Genomic DNA, 19,332 nt, shown 5'->3' on the forward strand with positions numbered 1-19,332 from the left:
TTGACTTTTCGTGTGAAGGACGCGGCATTCGAGTACTCCAACCTCAGCGGGCGTCCGACGGGTCCGTTCATCTCGTTGGCCAGCCGGTTCCTCGCCGGGGTCCGCGAGGTCCAGGCCCAGGTGGTGCCGTACGCCAAGGCCTGGGAGGCTCACAACCGACAGGCCCTGGTCGACGACGGTCCGTTGTGGGTGGCGCTGGGCGACTCGATGACCCAGGGCATCGGAGCCTCGGCCTTCGACCGCGGGTGGACCGCCGGCGTCGCCACGGCACTGCCGAACCACCGACTCGTGAACCTGTCGGTCTCGGGTGGCCTGGTCACCGACCTGCTGGAACGGCAGCTGCCCGCCATGGAGTCGCTCGGCGCGACACCCGACCTCGTGACGGTGATGATCGGCAGCAACGACCTGCTCAACCGGCGCGCTCGCACCAGTCTCCCGCGCGACCTCGCCGCGCTGATCGAACGCCTCCCCGCCGGCACCGTCGTCGCCACCATGCCGGGAGGACGGCGCGGAGCTGACGACTTCAACCGTCAGGTCACCACCGCGCCCCACCTGGTGCCCGCCGAGTTCCGCGACCCCCGCCTGAGGAGCTGGAAGGGACGCGTCGCCCAGGACCGCTTCCACCCCAACGACGCCGGCTACACCGCGATGGCCGAGATCATGGTCGAGGCCGTCACCGGTCGACCCGCCTAGGGGCGAGGGCGCACGACCCGACGAGTCAGCGCACGCAGCCGCCCGATCCGCTGACGGACGCTGCTCCGGCTGACTCGTCGACGACCGCCCCCATCGAGAAGGTGCCGCGCAGGAACCGGACGCTGACCTCGCTGCCCTGGTCGGCATCGCGCCGCACGGTCCAGCCGTCGGCCTCGAGCGACGCGGCGATCTCACCGCGCAGCCGGTCGGCGGCGCCGGGGTCGACCGGCACCCGGAGGGTGTAGACGAGGTCGAGTCCCTCGTCGTCGCCGGGCTCGCACGGTCCGATGTCATCGGTGAGGACCGACTTGCCCGGACCGAGCCGGTCGGCCAGGTCGTCGATGTATCCGCGCGCCTCCACGGCGCGTGCCTCTGCGCGTTGTGCGACGTCCATGTTCTCGCCTTCCTTGCATCCTCCGGCCATCGCGAGGACGACCAGCATGCTGACCACGATCCGCTTCATGGGATGTCGACCCTCGATCCGTCGTCGTTCCACCCATCCTGCACGGTGACGACACCTCGTCCGGTGTTGTAGTACTCGTAGTGCGGCGACCGGTAGGTCTCCACGACGCCGCCGGTGAAGACGCTGCGCATGTTGCGCCATGCGTCAGAGTCGGTCTGGAACACGTCGGAGTGCGCGCCGAACCCGGTGTTGGGGGTCTGCCTGCCCTCGTCGTCCACCTTGTCTCCGGTGTGCAGACGCGTGACGCCCTCGAAGTCGTCGGGATCGGCTCCGTGGCCGTACTTGCCGACGTTGACGCCCTGGGTCAGCTCGATGAAGTCCCCCGGTGCCGTCATCGAGTATCGATCGACGTCGCGTTGGGTGCTCGGCAGGTCATCGGGGCTGTCGATGTCGCGCCCGACGCCGGCCGACTCGATGTGGAACACCCGGTCGGCGTCCAGTCCGCTCAGCTCGGAGCGACCGACGACCGCGCCGCCGTACGAGTGGCCGGCAATCGTCACATGGGCCTGCGATCCGGCCCGGTCGATCTCGAGCCTCAGGTCGTGCGAGAAGTCCGCGAGCTTGGGACCGAGGTCGAGGGAGTACTTGGGGTCTGCAGCCGCGGCGTCTTCCGGCAGGTCGCCGCCCAGCCACGAGACCATCGCGAGGGAGCCGTTCGGCACGGAGTCGACGAAGCTGGTGGATCGCCGGACCGTCGACCCGAAGTTCGACAGCTCGTTGTTGGTGCCCGGCACCAGCACACCGACGTTGTCACTGTCGGCGCCGATGTGGCCGTGCAGCTCGGCCATGGCGCCGTCGCCGCTGGGGTCGAAGAACAGGATCTGGCGATCGTTGCGCAGGATCGACTCGTACAGCGAGATCAGGTCGCCGGACTTCTCGATCGGGCCGTCGAGATCGTTGTTGTTCAGGCCCAGGAAGTCCCAGTCGTGCTGGTTGTGCTCGTGCCGCTCCTGCAGGTCGGCCAGGTTCGCCTTCTCGTCATCGAGCGCCACCACGATGCGCACCGTGTTGGCATCCGCGAGGTTCTCGAACGGCACCCCGTGCAGGTTGCCGACGGTGGACGGGAACATCATGGCGAGGATCGCCGCCTGCTCCGAGCCCAGGCCCTCGAACAGGTCGCGAGCAGCGATCCGGCGCTCCTCGTGCACCGCCGCGCCGCCACCGGGGGCGGTCAGCACCGGCGTGAGCAGGCTGGCGAGCGTGCCCTCGGCTCCGCTTCCCGGGCGGGGAGACAGGTGCGTGAGGGCCCGGGCCAGGTCCGGGTTGGCGATGATCATCGAGCGCAGCTGGTCCGAGGTCATCACGTCGGGGTCGTCGGGCAGGTCCTGGCCGATCGAGCCGAAGGTGAGCACGAGAGCGGAGAGCTCGTCGTCGCTCAGCCCGGTGGCCTCGGCGAAGTCGGGACCGAATCGCTGGGCGACCACGGAGTCGAACACGGCGTTCACGTCCCACGTGGTGCTCGCGGTCTCGAAAGCGACGCTGCCCGACGCCTGGGTGTCCAGCAGCAGTGCGAGTGCGGAGAGCTTCTCGAGGTCGGGCAGCTGATCGCGCATCCACGCCACCTTCGCCGCGAGCGGTGCCAGCGACGGCAGCCCGATGGGCGTGGCCGCGGAGGCACGCCGCGACTGGGACTCGACCGCGTCAGCGAGGTCGGTCAGGCGTCGGCGCGCCCGCGACAACTTCGCGTGGTCGACCTCGACCAACACCTTGCACCCCCACGGTCGGTGCGAACACCGTAGCGGACTGACTGTCTGCCCGTCAGCCTCCGCGTCCGTCAGGGAGCGAGGCGAACCCGCCGACGGGCTCACCACCCGTTCGCCAGGGAGCGCAGCGACCGTGAGCGAAGCGAGGCGAACCACACGTCAGGGCTCGAGCGAGCCCGCAACCTCACCACGCCTCGGTCGCTTCGCTCCCTCACGTTCCTCGCAAAGCTCGTCACTGGCGAGCAGCCCGTTCGCCAGGGAGCGCAGCGACCGTGAGCGAAGCGAGGCGAACCACAGATCCGTGCTCGAGGAAGCCGCCCGTTCGCCAAGGAGGCCGCCCGAGGCGAACCACAGGTCCGTGCTCGGCGAGCACCGTGCAATCGTCGGGTGTCAGCCCTCGAGGGCGCGACGATAGCGCTGCATGCCGGTGATCCAGCGGTCCGGATCGGCGGCCTTCTGGGCGTGCATGGTGGCCACCTGCTCGTGCGGCAGAGCCAGGAACCGCCCCGCCTCGATGGCGTCGAGCAGCACGTCGGCGACGTCGAGCGGATCCATCATGTCGCCGGCGGTCGACACCGAGCCGTGCGCGACCCCTGCGGCACCCTCCGCGGTGTCTCCACCCTCGGTCATCGGGGTGCGCACACCCATCGGGCACAGCGCGGCGACCTGCACGCCGCGATCTCCGTAGGTGGCGGCGAGCCACTCGGCGAACCCGACGGCCGCGTGCTTGCTGACCGAGTAGGTCGGCGACCCCAGCTGGGTCAGCAGTCCGGCGGCCGACGCGGTGACGGCGAAGCACCCTCCCCCGGACTCGGAGCTGACCCGCTCCAGCCACCGCGGCACCAGCAGCCGGGCGGCGCGCACGTGGGCCATCACGTTGACGTCGAGGATGGACGACCAGTCGTCGTCGGTGGCCTCGAGCCCGAAGCCTCGGAAGATGCCGGCGTTCGCGACGAACAGGTCCGGCAGTCCGCCGACCGGCTCGAGCGTCTGCTCGACACCGGCCTCGGTGGTGACGTCAGCGGCCACCGCCACGGCTCCCTCGCCGAGGGCGTCGGCCGTTGCTGCCAGTCGGTCCGCGTCGAGGTCGGTGAGCACGACCGTGGTGGCACCGCGCTCCAGGAGTCTCTGGGCGATGCCGGCCCCGATGCCACCGGCGGCGCCGGTGACGACCGCGGTCGCGCCTTCAACCTTCACGAGCGCAGCTGCCGCTTGAGCTCGGCCTTGGCGAGGGCGTTCTTGTGCACCTCGTCGGGTCCGTCGGCGAAGCGCAGCGTGCGCACGCCCGCGAACATCTCGGCCAGCGGGAAGTCCTGGCTGAGGCCGCCCGCACCGTGGGTCTGGATGGCCTTGTCGATGATCCACTCGACGGTCTTGGGCGTCGCGATCTTGATCATCTGGATCTCGGTGTGGGCGGCGCGGTTGCCCTGCGTGTCCATCAGCCACGCAGCCTTCATGCACAGCAGACGCAGCTGCTCGACGCGCAGGCGCGACTCGGCGATCCAGTCGCGGATCACGCCCTGCTCGGCGAGCGGCTTGCCGAAGGCGACCCGCTCGGAGGCGCGAGCGCACATCATCTCGATGGCGCGCTCCGCCAGGCCGAGCGACCGCATGCAGTGATGGATGCGGCCGGGTCCGAGGCGGGCCTGGGCGATGGCGAAGCCCTCGCCCTCGCCGGCGATCAGGTTCGACGCCGGGACGCGCACGTCGGTGAAGCGCAGCTCGGCGTGACCACCGTGGTCGCGGTCGGCGTAGCCGAACACGTGCATGCCGCGGATGATCTCCAGGCCGGGGGTGTCGCGCTCGACCAGGATCATCGACTGCTGACGGTGCCGCTCGGCCGACGGGTCGGTCTTTCCCATCACCACGAAGATCTTGCAGTCCGGGTTCATCGCCCCGGTGATCCACCACTTGCGACCGTTGATCACGTAGTCGTCGCCGTCACGCACGATCGACAGCTCGACGTTGGTGGCGTCCGACGACGCGACGTCGGGCTCGGTCATGGCGAAGGCGGAGCGGATCTCGGCGTCGAGGAGCGGCCGCAGCCACTGCTGCTTCTGCTCGTCGGTGCCGAACATGTGCAGCACCTCCATGTTGCCGGTGTCGGGCGCCGAGCAGTTCAGGGCGGCCGGGGCGATCTGGATGCTGCGTCCGGTGATCTCGGCCAGCGGGGCGTACTGCAGGTTGGTCAGGCCGCCCTCCTCCGGTGCTCCGGGAAGCGCGAAGTTCCACAGACCGCGCTTGCGCGCCTCGGCGCGCAGGTCGTCGATGACCGCCGGGAACGACCACGTGTCATTCGTGTAGGCGGCCGCGATCTGCTCCTTCGCGGTCGGCTCGGCCGGGTAGACGACCTCGTCCATGAAGGCGGTGAGGCGCTCGATGAGGTCCTGGGTCTTGGCGTCGTGTGCGAAGTCCATCTCAGGCGCCGGCCATGACGTAGACGACCTCGGCGATGCAGACCGGCTTGTCGGCGCCCTCGCGCTCGACCACGAAGTTCACGATGCCCTGGGTGCCGATGGCGATGTCGTTGGTCGAGACCAGCGTGGCCGTGGCGCGCAGCCGCGAGTCGACCGGGACGGGGCTGGGGAAGCGCACCTTGTTGGCCCCGTAGTTCATCCCGAAGGCGAGTCCGCCGATGGAGTAGATCTGCTCGGCGAAGACCGGCAGCAACGACAGGGTCAGGTAGCCGTGGGCGATCGTCCCGCCGAACGGACCGGACGCGGCGCGCTCGGGATCGACGTGGATCCACTGGTGGTCGCCGGTCGCGTCGGCGAAGGTGTTGATCTGCTCCTGGGTCACGGTGACCCAGTCGCTGGTGCCGAGCTCCTCCCCGGCGGCTGCCTTGAAGTCGTCGAGACTGTCGAACACGCGGGTCATGGGTCCTCCCAGGACGGGTCAGGGAACTAAGCGCTTGCTTAGTTCGCACCCTAGCCCCAGACCCGCCCCCCGCGCCAGAGTCCTCCCCCATCGCTGACGAGTCACGTAGGTCCGCCGACGAGTCACCCACGGTCGGCGAGGAGTCGCGTAGATCCGGTGACGAGTCACGCACGGCCGGCGAGGAGTCACGCGCTACCCACAGGCTGACTCTCGGTGACTCGTCGGCGGTTCTGGGTGACTCGTCAGCGGACCTGGGTGACTCGTCAGCGGACCTACGTGACTCGTCAGCGGGCTAGGTGAGGAGGCGGGCGATGATGGGGGCGGCTCCGAGGGTGGCGGCGACGACGACGGTGATCACGTCGAGGCGCACCCAGGGTGCCGGCTCGGCCCAGGTGCGGTCGTGGGCGGTCGCGAAACCGCGGGCGTCCATGGCCACCGAGGTGGCCGTGGCGCCGCGCAACGCCTGCACCAGCAGCGCGAACGACATGTTGGCCGCGTGCTTCACCGCAGCGCCGGGATTCCGGCTCGGCCCGAACCCCCGCACCCGACGCACCCGCTCCAGCTGCTGCCACGCCAGCCCGAGCCCGGTGAACCGCTGCATCGCGGCCGCGAACGCCGCCACCAGTCGGCCCGGCAGACGCAGCGACTGGGCGAGGTGGTCGGCGAATCGCGACGGATCCACGTATCCCGCGATGACCGAACCCGGCCACGCCAGCACCAGGATGCGCAGGCCCGCCGTGACCGCCTTCTCGACGTCCTGCCCGCCGAGGCGCCACGTGGAGTACACGATCGTGACGGCCGCGATCGACGTGAAGGCCAGGCACAGCAGCGGGTAGCGCCAGCCCGGCAAGAGCAGCAGCGACGCGACGGCGTAGACGCCGACCGCCACCAGGGCGACGGGCAGGCTGCGGATCCAGAACGACCCGACGAAGGAGAACAGTCCCACCGACAGCTGCGCCAATGGATTCGCTCGCAGCACCCAGGTCCTCATGCGATCGCGCCCCGACCGGCAGCGAGGGCGGGCGACGTCATCGCGTGCTCGACGTCGAGGTGCAGGTCCGCGTCGTGGGTGGACAGCGCAACGGTGGCTCCGACGGAGCGACTCGCGGCGATCCACCCGGCGACGGCCGCCCAGGTGTCGGGGTCCTGGCCGACCGTGGGCTCGTCGAGCAGCACCACGCCCGGCCGGTGCGCGAGGGCTGCGGCCAGAGCCAGACGCCGTTGCTCGCCGCCGGACAGGCGATAGGGGTGCGAGGCGGCGAACCGCGCCAGGCCGAACACCTCCAGCACGGCGGTCACGTCGACCTCGCGACCGACGGCCGAAGCGGTGCGGCCCACCTCGTCGGCGACGGCGGTGGTCAGGAAGCCGTGCTCGGGGTTCTGCGGCACCCACCCGACCTCGGCGGCCAGCCGCAAGGACCGCCAGCGGGCGAGGTCGGGGGTCACGACACCGCGACTCACGCGCACCAGGCCGCCGAGCACCCCCAGCGCCGTCGACTTGCCGGCACCGCTCGGGCCGGTGAGCCCCGCGACGCGGCCCGGGCCGATGGCGGCACTGAAGCCGGACAGCGCCGTGGTGCGCTGCGTGCCCCGCAGCGTGCGGAGCACCAGCTCCACCTCGACGTCGACCGCCTCGATCGTCAGGGCCTCGTCGGCCGGGCGCACGAGATCCGGCGGCACGTCCATCGGTTCCGGCGTGGCCATGTCGGGCAGCCACACCCCCGTCGGCGGCGGCCCGGCCAGGAACTCGCCCACCGGCCCGTCACTGACCACGACGCCGCCGGCCGACAGCACGACCACGCGATCGACGTGCGGCAGCCACGGCTCGATGCGGTGCTCGACCACGATCAGGGTGCGGTCGCCGGCCGCACCGAGGATCGCCTCGCGCACCTCCGCGGCAGTGGTCCGGTCGAGCATCGACGTGGGCTCGTCGAGCAGCAGCGCGTCGGGACGCATCGCCAGCACGCCGGCGAGCGCCAGCCGCTGCTGCTCACCACCGGAGAGAGCAGCCGTGAAATGGTCGCGCCCGTACCCGGCGAGCCCGACCGCCGCCAGTGCGTCGTCGACGCGTCGCCAGATCTCGGCGCGCGGCATCCGAGCGTTCTCGGGCCCGAACGCGACGTCGCGCCCGATCCGCTCGGCGACGATCGCGTCGGCCGGGTTCTGCAGCAGCAGGCCCGGTTGACCCTCGACCTCGGCCGTGCCCGACAGCTCGCCGGCGACGGTGCTGCCGAGCGCTCCGACCAGACCGTGCAGCAGGGTCGACTTCCCGGCGCCGCTCGGCCCGACGAGCAGCACGCGTTCGCCGGGCTCGATCAGCAGGTCGAGCCCGGCGACCACCGGCTGCCGACGTCCAAGCGGACGCCACGTGAAGCCCTCGAAGCGGACCTCACCGCGAGTCACGAGACCCCGGACCTAGATCTCGGGGACCTGTTCGCGGCCGACTCCGAACGCGTCGAGCACCCCTGCCTTGGCGAGTGCCTGCACCAGCAGCCAGCCGCCCAGGCCGGCGACGACCGCACCCGCGAGGGCGAAGCAGCCCAGGTGCACGAGGCGGTAGCCGATCTCCCAGTCCGGGTAGTACGAGCCCCACTCGTAGATCGACTCGAAGGCTCCGGCTAGTGCACCGGCGAGCATCGCGACCGGCACGCCCCAGCGTTTGTAGAGGAACAGCGCGAAGATCACCTCGGCGCCGAGGCCCTCCCAGAAGCCGGACGCGAAGACGCTGAAGCCCCACTGGGTGCCGCCGACGATGAACACCGAGACCGTGGCCGCGATGAACTCGGTGGCGAACGCCGCACCGGGCTTGCGCACGATCAGGCCGCCGACGACGCCGGCCATCAGCCAGATGCCGCCGAACAGTCCCGCCGACGGCGGGTAGGCGATCGTGGCGCCGGAGCTGACCGGCTCGTACAGCTTGCCCCAGCCCCAGAAGATGACGCCGAAGGCGACGCCCAGGGTGGCGATGGTGACCAGGTCGATCGTGCGGTAGCGCAGGTCGATCCCGGTCCTGGATGTGGTTGCAGAACTCATCGTGACTCCCTTCGCCGGTGCTAACCGGAGCAGGTTCAAGGGTCTGCGGCTGATCCGCACTCTCAGCGCCCTCTGCGTGGCGCTCCCCTGTCGTGGTGCTGTCGAGCCTACGTCACGGCGGGGCAGGTGGGCCACGTGCATCGCGTGGGCGAGAATGACGGGCATGTCCGTGCGCACCCCTGATCCCAATCCCGGCTGGCTCTCCGACATCGCCCTCGACGAGACGCGCTCGCGCGTCCCGATCCTGTACGTCGAGGCGGTCCCCGTCCGCGTCGACTCGCTCGGTCGGGTCGAGTCGGTCGGTCTGCTGCTGCGGGGCTCCCCCACGGGCGCCATGACCCGCACGCTCGTCTCGGGCCGCGTGCTGCACGGCGAGTCGGTGCGCGAGGCCCTGCTGCGCAACCTCGAGAAGGACCTCGGACCCACGGCTTTCCCCCAGCTGCCGGTCAGCACGACGCCGTTCACCGTCGCCGAGTACTTCCCGCTGCCGGGAGTGACCCCGCTGCACGATCCCCGTCAGCACGCCGTGGCGCTCGCCTACGTGGTGCCCGTGACCGGCGAGTGCAACCCGCGCCAGGACGCGCTCGAGCTGAGCTGGCTCAGCCCGACCGACCTGATGCGTCAGGACATCCTCGACGACATGGAGGGTGGCCGCGGCGCGCTGGTGCGAGAGGCCTTGGCGCACCTCGGTGCCCTCCCCGCGTGACTGCCCCGTGACGCTGCAGATCAGGGAGGCCGGTCCCGACGACCTCGCGGCGATTCTCGCGCTGACCGCCGAGGACTCCCAGCACTACTTCGACGAGCCCGACCAGGTCACGGACCGCCAGCACTCGGCCCTGGCCGAGATCACCGCCGACCCGAACCAGCAGATGCTGGTCGGCGAGATCGACGGTCAGGTGGTGTGCACCGCGCAGGTGACGTGGATGCGCATGCTCTCGGCCGACGGCGGCCTGTACTGCCAGGTCGAGGCCGTGCGCACGGCGTCCGCCCGACGCGGCGAGGGCATCGGTGCGACGCTCATGGCGCACATCGAGGCGATGGCCGTCGAGCGCGGTGCCGCCCGGATCCAGCTGACGTCCAACCGCGCCCGCACCCGGGCCCACGCCTTCTACGAGCGCCTGGGCTACGAGGCCACGCACGTCGGGATGAAGAAGTACCTCTAGCCCCTCCACCCCCGCGGCCGAGTACCGCGAGTGGCGCAGATTGGCTCGATCCGAGCCTCGAACACAACCACTTTGCGCCACTCGCGGGACACAATGCGCCACTCGGGGAACACAGTGCGCCACTCGTCACGCCGGCTGCAGGAACTCCAGGCGGTTGCCGTGGACGTCTTCTGAGTAGAAGCGGCGCATGCCGGGGAAGTCGTCGTCGTGCAGCACCGGGTAGCCGGCCGCCGCGAGCCGGTCGGCCCACGTGTCGAGGTCGTCGACGAGCAACCCGGGGTGGGCCTTGCGTGCGGGCCGGAAGTCCTCCTCGACCCCCAGGTGCAGCTCGATGCCGTGGCCGCGGAACCAGCAGCCGCCACGCGCGGCGAGGGCCGGGGGCTTGGCGATCTCGTCGAGACCGAGGACGCCGACGTAGAAGCCGCGCAGCGCCTCTTCGCTGCCGGGCGGGCAGGCGAGCTGGACATGGTGGATCATGGCCGACCTCCAAAGTATCTTGACATCAAGATACTTATCTCACCCCCTGGAAGCCACCTCGCCTCCCGACGAGCCTCGAGAGTAGTCTGAATCCTGAGACGATTCGTATCAGGATGTGGACACCATGGAGACGCCGACCCGACAGCGAGAACCCAACCGATGGGTCATGCTCGCGGTGTCGATGACCGGGCAGGTGGCGGGGACGCTGTTCGTGAATGCGGCCCCCTTCCTCATCCCCTACCTGGTGCTGGAGCGCGGTCTGACGCTCGTGCAGGCCGGGTTCGTGGCCTCGGCGCCGCTGCTGGGCATCACCCTGACGCTGTTCGCGTGGGGCATCGTCGTCGACCGACTCGGCGAACGGTTCTCCATGGTCGCCGGACTCTCCCTCGTCACCGTCGCCGCCGCGGCCGCGGCGTGGTCCGGCTCGCTGGTCGCGCTGGCGGCCCTCTTGTTCATCGGTGGTGCGGCCGGCGGCAGCACCAACTCCGCCAGCGGCCGCATCGTCGTCGGCTGGTTCCCACCGAACCGTCGCGGCCTCGCGATGGGCATCCGCCAGACCGGACTCCCGCTCGGGGTCGGACTGGCCGCCGTCCTCGTCCCGAATCTCGTCGCCGCCCGAGGCCTGACCGCCACGCTGCTCGTGGTGGCCGCGGCGTGCGCGGTGGCCACGTTCTTGTGCGCACTGCTGCTGGTCGACCCACCTCGCCCCGACCGCACCGCCGCCGACTCGCAGCAGCACCTGGCCAATCCCTACCGCGGCGACCGCCGCCTCGTGCGCATCCACGTCGTCTCGATGCTGCTGGTGGTCCCGCAGTTCACCGTGTGGACCTACATGCTCGTGTGGTTGATCGACACCAAGGACTGGACGACGCACTGGGCCAGCATCCTGGTGGCCCTCACCCAGCTGCTCGGAGCGGCTGGCCGCATCGGCGTGGGTGCGTGGTCCGACCGCGTCGGCAGCCGCCTGGTGCCGCTGCGGCAGGTGGCGATCGTCGCCGCGCTGACCATGCTGCTGCTCGGGGTCACCGAGGCCACGCCCGTGGCGATCGCGCTCATCGTCATCGCCACGATGGTCACCGTGGCCGACAACGGCCTCGCGTTCACCGCCGTCGCCGAGATCGGCGGGCCCTTCTGGTCGGGTCGCGCCATGGGGATCCAGAACACCGGCCAGTACCTGGTCTCGGCGGCGGTGCCGCCGCTGGTTGGCGCGCTGATCACCGGATTCGGCTACGGCTGGGCCTTCGCGCTCGTGGCGGTGTTCCCGCTGGCGGCGATCGCACTGGTTCCGCAGGAGCGGCAGTCGATCTAGCCTGTGGGCATGTGCCGCAACATCGTCCCGCTGAACAACCTCGAGCCGGCCGCGACCGACGACGAGTGCCACGACGCCGCCCTGCAGTTCGTCCGCAAGATCGCCGGGACCACGAAGCCGTCGAAGGCCAACCAGCCGGTGTTCGACCGCGCCGTCGCCGAGATCGCCCACGCCACGCGTCACCTCCTGGACGACCTCGTGACGCCTGCCCCGCCGAAGAATCGCGAGGTCGAGGCCGAGAAGCGCAAGGCTCGCTCCGCCGAGCGCTACGAAGCCATCCGCGTGTTCCAGCAGGCCAAGCGCGAACGGGCCGCCTCTACCCGAGCCGACTGACCAACTCGCGACCGAGGGCGGTTCCGGAGAGCCACGCTCCCTCGACCTTCGATTGCGGACCCCACCCGTCGCCGCAGACGCCGATCAGTCGGTCGCTGAGCAGGAAGGCGTCGTCACGCGAGGGGCCGGCCGGCTTGGCCAGCGACCACCGGTGCACGTGCGTCACCTCCGGGGGTTCGCGGAGACCGAGCAGACGGCCGAGGCCCTCGACCATGTCCAGACGCGCCGTCTGCGGATCTTCGAGGTGCCCGGCCGCGAACGACGACGTCGAGTGCGCCACCAGCACCGGCGACCCGTCGCCGCGGCGCCGCCCGTCGTCGGCGACGAAGTCGAGCACGTCGTCACCGTTCACGAAGACCCCGTCGAACGTCCAGGCGCGCTCCGGGTACGCAGCCACGAGGGCGATCACCGGGTCGCTGGGGCGATCGAGCGCCGCGCGCTCGGGGGCGTCGGTGCCCAGCAGTCGCGCCGCCTGCGCGTCGGGCATGGCCAGGACGACCGCCGACGCGCGAGCCCCGTCGACCCGCAGCTGCGAGTCGGCCACCTCCACCACCTCGACCTCCTGCCTCCGAACGTCGAGACCGCCGGCCAGGTCCTCGACGAGCGTGCGCAGGCCGCCGGGGGTTCCCCACCGCATCGGCCCGTCCTTCGCGACCGGGCCGTCCGCGTCGAGCACGTGGGCGGCGTCGAGCACGTGGAACGTGTCGGTCCACGGCCGCGCCAGCCCGGCAGCGTGCCACCGGTCGACGACGTCGGCGAAGCCGGGATCGGACACGGTGAGGTACGACGCCCCGAGGTCGACCGGGCGGTCCTGCAGCCGGCGCGCGGCCATGCGCCCGCCGATGCGACGCCCTCGGTCGAGCACCGTCACCGGCAGCGAGGCATCGGCCAGCACACGCGCGCACGCCACGCCGGAGAGGCCGGCACCCACCACGATCACCGGTTCCATCGCCCCAGCGTGTCAGGTCCGCGCGTCGCCCGCTCGGGAGCGCCCCGGTGGCCCAAGCACCCACGGTCGGCCGCAAACCATTAGTCTCACTCGTACTGTCAGGGTCCGTCTGCACCGGAAGTGAGGCCTACATGCAGGTCGTCGCGATCGTCGTCTCTTTGCTCTTCACCGTCGTGGCCGTGCCACTGACCGCGATGGCGGTGCGGTCCATGGTCAAGGTCCTCCGCACCGGCGAGCGATCGGTGGCCCGCACCGATCAGCCGATGAAGCGCACGGTGAACATGCTCACCGAGACCTTCGGTCACACGCGCATGCTGCAGCGCCCGTGGATCGGCGCGCTCCACTGGTTCGTCTACGCGGCCTTCATCATCCTCAGCACGGCGGTCGCGCAGGCATTCTTCCAGCTGTTCGACGCCGAGTTCGTCTGGCCCCTGATCGGCCACTTCTTCGTCTACGAGTGGCTCTCCGAAGGTGTCGGCCTGCTCGGGTCGCTCGCGATCCTCCCGCTGATCGTCTACCGCCAGGTCATCCACCCGCGCCGTCTCGGCCGCCAGAGCCGGTTCTTCGGCTCGAACTTCAGCCAGGCCTACTTCGTCGAGTTCATGGTGCTGCTGGAGAAGCTCGGCGATCCTGTTCATCCGCGGCGCGGAGTACAACCTGTACCTCGCGCGCGGAGGCGAGGACGCCGACAAGTACGCCAACGGTTTCCACTTCCCGATCGCGCAGTACTTCGGCAACCTGTACCCGACCGGCGAGGCGTCCATCGGGACGCTGGAGAACATCATCTACGTCATCGCGGCGATCAAGGTCGTGTCCGCGATGATCTGGCTGATCGTCATCGCGCGCAATCTCACGATGGGCGTGGCCTGGCACCGGTTCACCGCGTGGCCGAACATCTGGTTCAAGCGTCGCTCCGACGGCGGCACCGCTTTGGGCGGTCTCGAGCCGATCCGCATCAACGGCAAGGCCCTCGACATGGAGTCGATGGAGGACCTCGAGGAGGAGGACTTCGAGAAGCTGGGCGTCGGCAAGGTCGAGGACTTCAGCTGGAAGGGCATCCTCGACTTCACGACCTGCACCGAGTGCGGTCGCTGCCAGAGCCAGTGCCCGGCCTGGAACACCGAGAAGCCACTGTCACCGAAGCTGCTGGTGCTGGGTCTGCAGGAGCACGCCTACGCCAAGGCGGCCGCCTCGGCGGTCCCGGAGGACCAGCGCACCGAGGAGCAGGTCAAGGAGCTGGAGCGTCCGCTGATCGGCGACGAGGCCGCGTACGGCGTCATCGATCCGGACGTCCTGTGGTCGTGCACCAACTGCGGCGCCTGCGTGCAGCAGTGCCCGGTGGACATCGAGCACGTCGACCACATCGACGACATGCGCCGCTTCCAGGTGCTGGTCGAGAGCAACTTCCCCGCCGAGCTGAACAACATCTTCAAGGGCCTGGAGCGCAAGGGGAACCCGTGGGGCATGGACCCCAAGAGCCGCATGGACTGGGCCAAGGGCCTGGACTTCGAGGTCAAGCAGGTCGGCGTCGACGTCGAGTCGCTCGACGAGGTCGACTGGCTGTTCTGGGTCGGTTGCGCGGGCGCGTTCGAGGACCGCGCCAAGAAGACCACGCAGGCGGTCGCCGAGCTGCTGAACACCGCCGGCGTCGACTTCGCCGTGCTGGGCGACGGCGAGACCTGCACCGGCGACCCCGCTCGTCGCGCGGGCAACGAGATCGTGTTCATGCAGCTGGCCATGGAGAATGCCGAGGTCTTCAAGGAGACCAAGGTCAAGAAGGTCGTCTCCACCTGTGCGCACTGCTTCAACAGCCTCAAGAACGAGTACGCCGAGTTCGGCGTCGAGCTCGAGGTCGTGCACCACACGCAGCTGCTGAACCGGCTGGTGCGCGAGGGCAAGCTCAAGCCGGTCGCCCCGGGCGCCGGTGAGGCGAGCAAGAAGATCACGTACCACGACCCGTGCTTCCTGGGCCGCCACAACCAGGTCTACGAGCCCCCGCGCGAGCTGCTGCAGGTCATCCCGGGTGCGGACTTCACCGAGATGCCGCGCAACTCCAAGGAGTCGTTCTGCTGCGGCGCCGGCGGCGCGCGCATGTGGATGGAGGAGAACCTCGGCTCGCGCATCAACGTGAACCGCACCGAGGAGGCCATCGCGACCGGCGCCGACCAGATCGCGGTGGGCTGCCCGTTCTGCCGGGTGATGCTGTCCGACGGCCTGACCCTCAAGCAGAGCGAGGGGGCGGCGCGCGAGGAGGTCGAGGTGCTCGACGTCGCGCAGATGCTGCTCGCCTCGATCAAGCGCGCACCCGAGGCCAAGGCCGCCACCGCCGCTGCCGCCACCGAGGCCGAGCCCGACGCCGCCGACCAGGCGAACCCGGACTCGATCAGCGAGACCGAGGAGGCCGGCGCCGCGGCCGAGGCACACACCGAGCCGGACTCGGGCTCATCCAGTACCGAGCCGGACTCGGGCTCATCCAGCACAGAGCCGGACTCAGGCTCATCCAGCACAGAGCCGGACTCGGGCTCATCCAGCACCGAGCCGGAGGCGACCACCGAGCCCGATCCGGAGGCGACCACGGATACCGAGCCGGAGGCGACCACCGATTCCGAGGAGCCCGCCGACGACCGCGATGCGTCGGAGAAGGAGAAGGCCGCCTGGGCCAACGTGGGGCCGGTCAACACCGACCTCACGCCCGACGAGCCGTCCACTCCCGAGCCGGAGACCACCGACGCTCCTGCCGAGGAGGTCACCGAGGTGCCCGACGAGTCCGAGCCGGTCCAGGAGGACGCGCGCGAGGAGGAGGCCGACGCCACCGGCGCGACCGAGGCGATCGTCGCGATCGAGGACGCCCCGACCGAGGAACCGGCCGAGGACGTCGCCGAGCTGAGCGACGCCAACCCCAGCGGCGACGAGCTGTCGGAGAAGGCCACGGAGATCGTGCCCGACGTCGACACGACGCAGCAGGCCACGGACGGCGAAGCCGTCGAGGAATGGGTCGAGGAGGGCGGCTCGGCGTCCAGCGGTGACGACGAGACCAAGCCCTGATCCGATGAGTCCACCCGGCGACGTCCTGCCCGACGTCGTCGTGGTGGGCGCCGGCGTGGCCGGGCTCACCGCAGCCCGGTTGCTGACTTCTGCCGGCTGCAGGGTCGTGGTGCTGGAGGCCCGTGACCGTGTCGGCGGTCGTGTGTGGACCGACCGCGACCTCAGTGGTGCGACGGATCTCGGGGCGTCGTGGATCCACGGGATCGACGACAACCCGCTCGCCGACGCCGTGGAGGCGTTCGGCATGCGCTCCGTCGAGTTCACCGTCGGCAGCTACCAGCCGGACGGGCGCCGGATCGTCTACTTCGACCCCGACGGCCAGCGGCTGAGCGACGACGCAGCGGCCCGGTTCGGAGCCGACGTCCATGAGGCTGACGTCGAGCTGGCGCGAGCTGTTGCGAGCCTGGAGGCCGGCAGCTCCTACAGCCAGGCGATCGACGCGGCACTTCGGACGCTGGGCTGGGACGACGACCGCACCGAGCGGGTCCGTGAGTTCTGGCGTCACCGCTCCGAGGAGCAGTACGGGGTCAGCGCGGACCGCCTGGACGCCCACGGTCTCGACGACGACGCCGTCGACGGTGACGAGGTCGTCTTCCCCGACGGGTTCGATGCCCTGCCCGGCCACCTCGCAAAAGACTTGGACGTCCGACTCGAGCACGTGGTCACCAGGGTGCGCTGGGGGGCGGACGGTGTGGTCGTGACGGCGAACGGTGTCGAGATCGTGGCCGACCAGGCGATCGTGACCGTGCCGGTCGGGGTGCTGAAGTCCGGTGACCTCACCTTCGATCCTCCGCTGCCGCCGTCGCACGCCGGTGCGATCGGACGACTGGAGATGAACGCGTTCGAGAAGGTCTTCGTGCAGTTCCCCACGACGTTCTGGGACCAGGACGTCTACGCGATCCGCCAGCAGGGACCGGCGGGCCTGTGGTGGCACTCCTGGTACGACCTCACCCGCCTGCACGACGTGCCCACGTTGCTCACGTTCGCGGCCGGACCGTGCGCCGAGGTGACCCGCGACTGGAGCGACGACGAGGTGGTCGCTTCGGTGCTCGACGCGCTACGGCGACTGTACGGGCCAGCCGTGGAGGATCCGGTCGGCTCTCGCGTCACCCGCTGGCAGGCCGATCCGTTCTCGCGAGGCTCGTACGCCTACATGACGGTCGGCTCGACGCCCTCGGACCACGGGCTGCTGGCCGAGCCGATCGGCGGGGTGCTGCACCTGGCCGGCGAGACCACGTGGACCGAGGACCCCGCCACGGTGACGGCGGCCTACCGCTCCGGCCACCGTGCCGCCGAGCACGTGCTGGGACGTCCGGTGCCGATCTCCGACGCGCACCCCGCCAGCTGATCGGCCCTGCCTGTTCGACTCGTGTGATCGTCACCGCGTGACCTGTGACACATCGGCGCGTTATTACTGGACAGTAGGGCCTCCTCGGGCCCACGGCACCAGGAGAACGCATGCGCCTTCGTCGTCTCGTCCCCACCTTCACCGCGGCCGCGCTGAGCGTCGCCGGCCTGACGGCCGTGACCTCCGTCGGAGCGCAGGCGGCTGACGCGTACACCGTCACGACCCTGCACTTCGCCGTGAACGTCGGGCCCGACGACGCGACGTCCTGCGACATCGTGGGCGACCTGTACCTGCCGCGCGCCGCCTCCGCGAATAAGACGGTGCCCGCGATCCTGACCACCAACGGCTTCGGCGGCTCGAAGGACGACCAGGCCGGCATCGGCACGCTGTTCGCCCAGCGTGGATACGCGGTGCTGAGCTACTCGGGTCTCGGCTTCGGCGGCTCGGACTGCAAGATCACCCTCGACGACCCCGACTTCGACGGCAAGGCCGCCAGCCAGCTCGTCTCGTACCTCGGCGGCAAGAAGGGCATCGCCTTCCTCGACGACGCGCACACGCAGGCAGCACCGCCGCTGACGGTGGTCACCCGCGACACCCGCGACAACGCCGGCAAGGCGTCGACCAACGATCCGCGGGTCGGGATGGTGGGCGGCTCCTACGGCGGCCAGGTGCAGTTCGCGGCCGCCTCCATCGACAAGCGCATCGACACCATCGTGCCGCTGATCACCTGGTCGGACCTCTCGTACTCGCTGTCACCCAACAACACCAGCCAGACGTCCGGGGTGAGCACGTCGACCCCGGGTGCCGCCAAGCTGGTGTGGGCCCTCGGGTTCTCCGGGCTGGGCGTGCTCAACGGGGTGCAGAACGCCCCCACGGACCCGAACCGACTCATCGGCTGCCCGAACTTCGCGACCTTCGTGTGCCCGGCGCTCGTGACGGCGGCGGCCACCGGAACGCTCGACGCCCGCGCCACCGCGCAGCTGCGGCACGCCTCGGTGAGCAGCTACGTGAAGAAGGTGACCATCCCGACGTTGATCATGCAGGGCCAGAACGACACGCTGTTCAACCTCAACGAGGGCGTCGCCAACTACCAGGCGCTGAAGAAGCAGAAGACGCCGGTCAAGATGGTCTGGTTCAACGGCGGCCACTCCGGACCGAATGCACCCGGCGAGATCGACTTCACCGCCCCGAACGTCGCCACGCAGCACCTCGCCAAGCGAGTCGCCGACTGGTTCGACCACTACCTGAAGAAGACCTCGGCGAGCACCGGCCCGGAGTTCACCTACTTCCGCGACTGGGTCTCCTACACCGGCAACGCCAAGCCGGCCTACGCCTCGTCGACCACGTTCCCCGTCGGCCGCAAGACGGTCTTCACCCTCGGCGGCGACAAGGCACTGACCCCGGCCCCGAAGCTCGCCGCTCCCGGCGTCGCCCGGTTCACCACGCCCCTGGCCGGCCTGCCCACCTCGACGGACCTGCTGGACGTCGTCGGCAGCCAGCTGCCACTGCCGGAGATCGACCTGCCGGGAACCTTCGCGCAGTGGACGACCGGCGCTCTGACCAAGCCGATGGACGTGGTGGGCTCACCGTCGCTGACGTTGCAGGTCTCCGCCCCGACCGCCTCGCTCACGCAGGGCACCGATGCCGGCAAGCTGGTGCTGTTCGCCAAGATCGCCGATGTCGCTCCCGACGGTTCCGCGACCATCGTCCGCAACCTCGTGGCGCCCGTGCGGGTGCCGGATGCCCGCAAGCCCTTCACCGTGACGATGCCGGCCTTCGTCCACCGGTTCGAGGCCGGCCACAGCCTTCGCCTGATCGTCGCGGGCGGCTCGACCAACTACCGCGGCGGACTGATCCCCACACCGGTCACCATCGCGCTCGGCAGCCCTGCGCAGGCGCTGACCCTCCCGGTCCAGTGACCGGCGTCGAGTGGGACTGA

General features: G+C 70.2%; 19 protein-coding genes and 1 riboswitch. Of the genes, 8 read left to right on the forward strand and 11 right to left on the reverse strand.

All coding sequences use genetic code 11. The annotated features are described in order from the left end of the window. Window positions 1-12: 12 nt before the first annotated feature. Window positions 13-693 carry an SGNH/GDSL hydrolase family protein gene (locus AC0L5F_RS08740; protein WP_473312937.1) on the forward strand — a complete coding sequence of 227 codons (681 nt, stop codon included), beginning with the start codon at window positions 13-15 and terminating at the stop codon, window positions 691-693. 25 nt (window positions 694-718) lie between these two features. Here the strand turns inward: AC0L5F_RS08740 and AC0L5F_RS08745 are convergent, their stop codons facing one another. From AC0L5F_RS08745 to AC0L5F_RS08780, 8 genes are all read right to left on the reverse strand, one after another. Continuing rightward, window positions 719-1,156 carry a hypothetical protein gene (locus tag AC0L5F_RS08745; protein WP_473312938.1) on the reverse strand — a complete coding sequence of 146 codons (438 nt, stop codon included), beginning with the start codon at window positions 1,154-1,156 and terminating at the stop codon, window positions 719-721. After that, window positions 1,153-2,862: an alpha/beta hydrolase gene (locus tag AC0L5F_RS08750; protein WP_473312939.1), complete on the reverse strand. Its 1,710-nt coding sequence runs from the start codon at window positions 2,860-2,862 to the stop codon at window positions 1,153-1,155. The genes AC0L5F_RS08745 and AC0L5F_RS08750 overlap by 4 nt, the downstream gene beginning before the upstream one ends. Window positions 2,863-3,249: 387 nt before the next feature. After that, window positions 3,250-4,056, reverse strand: a complete 807-nt coding sequence (locus AC0L5F_RS08755) for an SDR family oxidoreductase (protein WP_473312940.1) — start codon at window positions 4,054-4,056, stop codon at window positions 3,250-3,252. Further along, window positions 4,053-5,276 carry an acyl-CoA dehydrogenase family protein gene (locus tag AC0L5F_RS08760; protein WP_473312941.1) on the reverse strand — a complete coding sequence of 408 codons (1,224 nt, stop codon included), beginning with the start codon at window positions 5,274-5,276 and terminating at the stop codon, window positions 4,053-4,055. Before AC0L5F_RS08760 ends, AC0L5F_RS08755 begins: the two co-directional genes overlap by 4 nt. A 1-nt stretch (window position 5,277) precedes the next feature. Then, the gene (locus AC0L5F_RS08765; protein ID WP_473312942.1) at window positions 5,278-5,736 is read right to left on the reverse strand and encodes a MaoC family dehydratase; all 459 of its coding nucleotides are present in this window, start codon (window positions 5,734-5,736) and stop codon (window positions 5,278-5,280) included. A 292-nt stretch (window positions 5,737-6,028) separates the two neighbouring features. Further along, window positions 6,029-6,727: an energy-coupling factor transporter transmembrane component T family protein gene (locus AC0L5F_RS08770; RefSeq protein ID WP_473312943.1), complete on the reverse strand. Its 699-nt coding sequence runs from the start codon at window positions 6,725-6,727 to the stop codon at window positions 6,029-6,031. Further along, window positions 6,724-8,139 (reverse strand): ABC transporter ATP-binding protein, encoded by a 1,416-nt coding sequence (locus tag AC0L5F_RS08775; protein ID WP_473312944.1) that lies wholly within the window; start codon window positions 8,137-8,139, stop codon window positions 6,724-6,726. The genes AC0L5F_RS08770 and AC0L5F_RS08775 overlap by 4 nt, the downstream gene beginning before the upstream one ends. 12 nt (window positions 8,140-8,151) lie before the next feature. Further along, window positions 8,152-8,769, reverse strand: coding sequence for an ECF transporter S component (locus AC0L5F_RS08780; RefSeq protein ID WP_473312945.1), 618 nt, complete (start codon window positions 8,767-8,769; stop codon window positions 8,152-8,154). After that, window positions 8,759-8,868, reverse strand: a riboswitch (TPP riboswitch). Its footprint overlaps the gene before it by 11 nt. Window positions 8,869-8,932: 64 nt before the next feature. Here AC0L5F_RS08780 and AC0L5F_RS08785 point away from each other — a divergent pair. Both AC0L5F_RS08785 and AC0L5F_RS08790 read left to right on the forward strand, forming a co-directional pair. Beyond that, window positions 8,933-9,475, forward strand: a complete 543-nt coding sequence (locus AC0L5F_RS08785; protein WP_473312946.1) for an NUDIX hydrolase family protein — start codon at window positions 8,933-8,935, stop codon at window positions 9,473-9,475. 7 nt (window positions 9,476-9,482) lie between these two features. Then, window positions 9,483-9,932: a GNAT family N-acetyltransferase gene (locus AC0L5F_RS08790; protein ID WP_473312947.1), complete on the forward strand. Its 450-nt coding sequence runs from the start codon at window positions 9,483-9,485 to the stop codon at window positions 9,930-9,932. Window positions 9,933-10,058: 126 nt separating this feature from the next. Here AC0L5F_RS08790 and AC0L5F_RS08795 read toward each other — a convergent pair whose 3' ends face one another. Beyond that, window positions 10,059-10,409: a VOC family protein gene (locus tag AC0L5F_RS08795; protein ID WP_473312948.1), complete on the reverse strand. Its 351-nt coding sequence runs from the start codon at window positions 10,407-10,409 to the stop codon at window positions 10,059-10,061. Window positions 10,410-10,533: 124 nt separating this feature from the next. Between AC0L5F_RS08795 and AC0L5F_RS08800 the strand changes: the two genes are divergently transcribed. Further along, on the forward strand, window positions 10,534-11,718 hold the full coding sequence (locus tag AC0L5F_RS08800) for an MFS transporter (protein ID WP_473312949.1): 1,185 nt from the start codon (window positions 10,534-10,536) through the stop codon (window positions 11,716-11,718). A gap of 9 nt (window positions 11,719-11,727) precedes the next feature. Next, window positions 11,728-12,051: a DUF2277 domain-containing protein gene (locus tag AC0L5F_RS08805; RefSeq protein ID WP_473312950.1), complete on the forward strand. Its 324-nt coding sequence runs from the start codon at window positions 11,728-11,730 to the stop codon at window positions 12,049-12,051. On the opposite strand, the gene AC0L5F_RS08810 is transcribed toward AC0L5F_RS08805, so the two are convergent. Both AC0L5F_RS08810 and AC0L5F_RS08815 read right to left on the reverse strand, forming a co-directional pair. After that, window positions 12,035-13,000 carry an NAD(P)/FAD-dependent oxidoreductase gene (locus tag AC0L5F_RS08810; protein WP_473312951.1) on the reverse strand — a complete coding sequence of 322 codons (966 nt, stop codon included), beginning with the start codon at window positions 12,998-13,000 and terminating at the stop codon, window positions 12,035-12,037. The genes AC0L5F_RS08805 and AC0L5F_RS08810 overlap by 17 nt on opposite strands. A gap of 98 nt (window positions 13,001-13,098) precedes the next feature. Beyond that, complete coding sequence (locus AC0L5F_RS08815) at window positions 13,099-13,638, reverse strand: hypothetical protein (protein ID WP_473312952.1); 540 nt, start codon at window positions 13,636-13,638, stop codon at window positions 13,099-13,101. Between the two features lie 181 nt (window positions 13,639-13,819). Between AC0L5F_RS08815 and AC0L5F_RS08820 the strand changes: the two genes are divergently transcribed. The 3 genes from AC0L5F_RS08820 (at window position 13,820) to AC0L5F_RS08830 (ending at window position 19,312) form a co-directional block, all read left to right on the forward strand. Continuing rightward, window positions 13,820-16,045 (forward strand): heterodisulfide reductase-related iron-sulfur binding cluster, encoded by a 2,226-nt coding sequence (locus AC0L5F_RS08820; protein ID WP_473316173.1) that lies wholly within the window; start codon window positions 13,820-13,822, stop codon window positions 16,043-16,045. Window positions 16,046-16,049: 4 nt separating this feature from the next. Then, entirely contained in the window at window positions 16,050-17,393 is a 1,344-nt protein-coding gene (locus AC0L5F_RS08825; protein WP_473312953.1) for a flavin monoamine oxidase family protein, read from the forward strand. Between the two features lie 110 nt (window positions 17,394-17,503). After that, the gene (locus AC0L5F_RS08830; RefSeq protein WP_473312954.1) at window positions 17,504-19,312 is read left to right on the forward strand and encodes a CocE/NonD family hydrolase; all 1,809 of its coding nucleotides are present in this window, start codon (window positions 17,504-17,506) and stop codon (window positions 19,310-19,312) included. The last annotated feature ends 20 nt before the right edge of the window (window positions 19,313-19,332 follow it).

Source organism: Aeromicrobium sp. 10G20-16, from assembly GCF_055809665.1.

Coding starts and splice junctions, on each gene's coding strand:
- AC0L5F_RS08745 (WP_473312938.1), bottom strand. CDS start 1,156: ATGAAGCGGATCGTGGTCAGCATGCTGGTCGTCCTCGCGATGGCCGGA.
- AC0L5F_RS08760 (WP_473312941.1), bottom strand. CDS start 5,276: ATGGACTTCGCACACGACGCCAAGACCCAGGACCTCATCGAGCGCCTC.
- AC0L5F_RS08765 (WP_473312942.1), bottom strand. CDS start 5,736: ATGACCCGCGTGTTCGACAGTCTCGACGACTTCAAGGCAGCCGCCGGG.
- AC0L5F_RS08770 (WP_473312943.1), bottom strand. CDS start 6,727: ATGAGGACCTGGGTGCTGCGAGCGAATCCATTGGCGCAGCTGTCGGTG.
- AC0L5F_RS08780 (WP_473312945.1), bottom strand. CDS start 8,769: ATGAGTTCTGCAACCACATCCAGGACCGGGATCGACCTGCGCTACCGC.
- AC0L5F_RS08785 (WP_473312946.1), top strand. CDS start 8,933: ATGTCCGTGCGCACCCCTGATCCCAATCCCGGCTGGCTCTCCGACATC.
- AC0L5F_RS08795 (WP_473312948.1), bottom strand. CDS start 10,409: ATGATCCACCATGTCCAGCTCGCCTGCCCGCCCGGCAGCGAAGAGGCG.
- AC0L5F_RS08800 (WP_473312949.1), top strand. CDS start 10,534: ATGGAGACGCCGACCCGACAGCGAGAACCCAACCGATGGGTCATGCTC.
- AC0L5F_RS08805 (WP_473312950.1), top strand. CDS start 11,728: ATGTGCCGCAACATCGTCCCGCTGAACAACCTCGAGCCGGCCGCGACC.
- AC0L5F_RS08810 (WP_473312951.1), bottom strand. CDS start 13,000: ATGGAACCGGTGATCGTGGTGGGTGCCGGCCTCTCCGGCGTGGCGTGC.
- AC0L5F_RS08815 (WP_473312952.1), bottom strand. CDS start 13,638: ATGAACAGGATCGCCGAGCTTCTCCAGCAGCACCATGAACTCGACGAA.
- AC0L5F_RS08820 (WP_473316173.1), top strand. CDS start 13,820: ATGATCTGGCTGATCGTCATCGCGCGCAATCTCACGATGGGCGTGGCC.
- AC0L5F_RS08825 (WP_473312953.1), top strand. CDS start 16,050: ATGAGTCCACCCGGCGACGTCCTGCCCGACGTCGTCGTGGTGGGCGCC.
- AC0L5F_RS08830 (WP_473312954.1), top strand. CDS start 17,504: ATGCGCCTTCGTCGTCTCGTCCCCACCTTCACCGCGGCCGCGCTGAGC.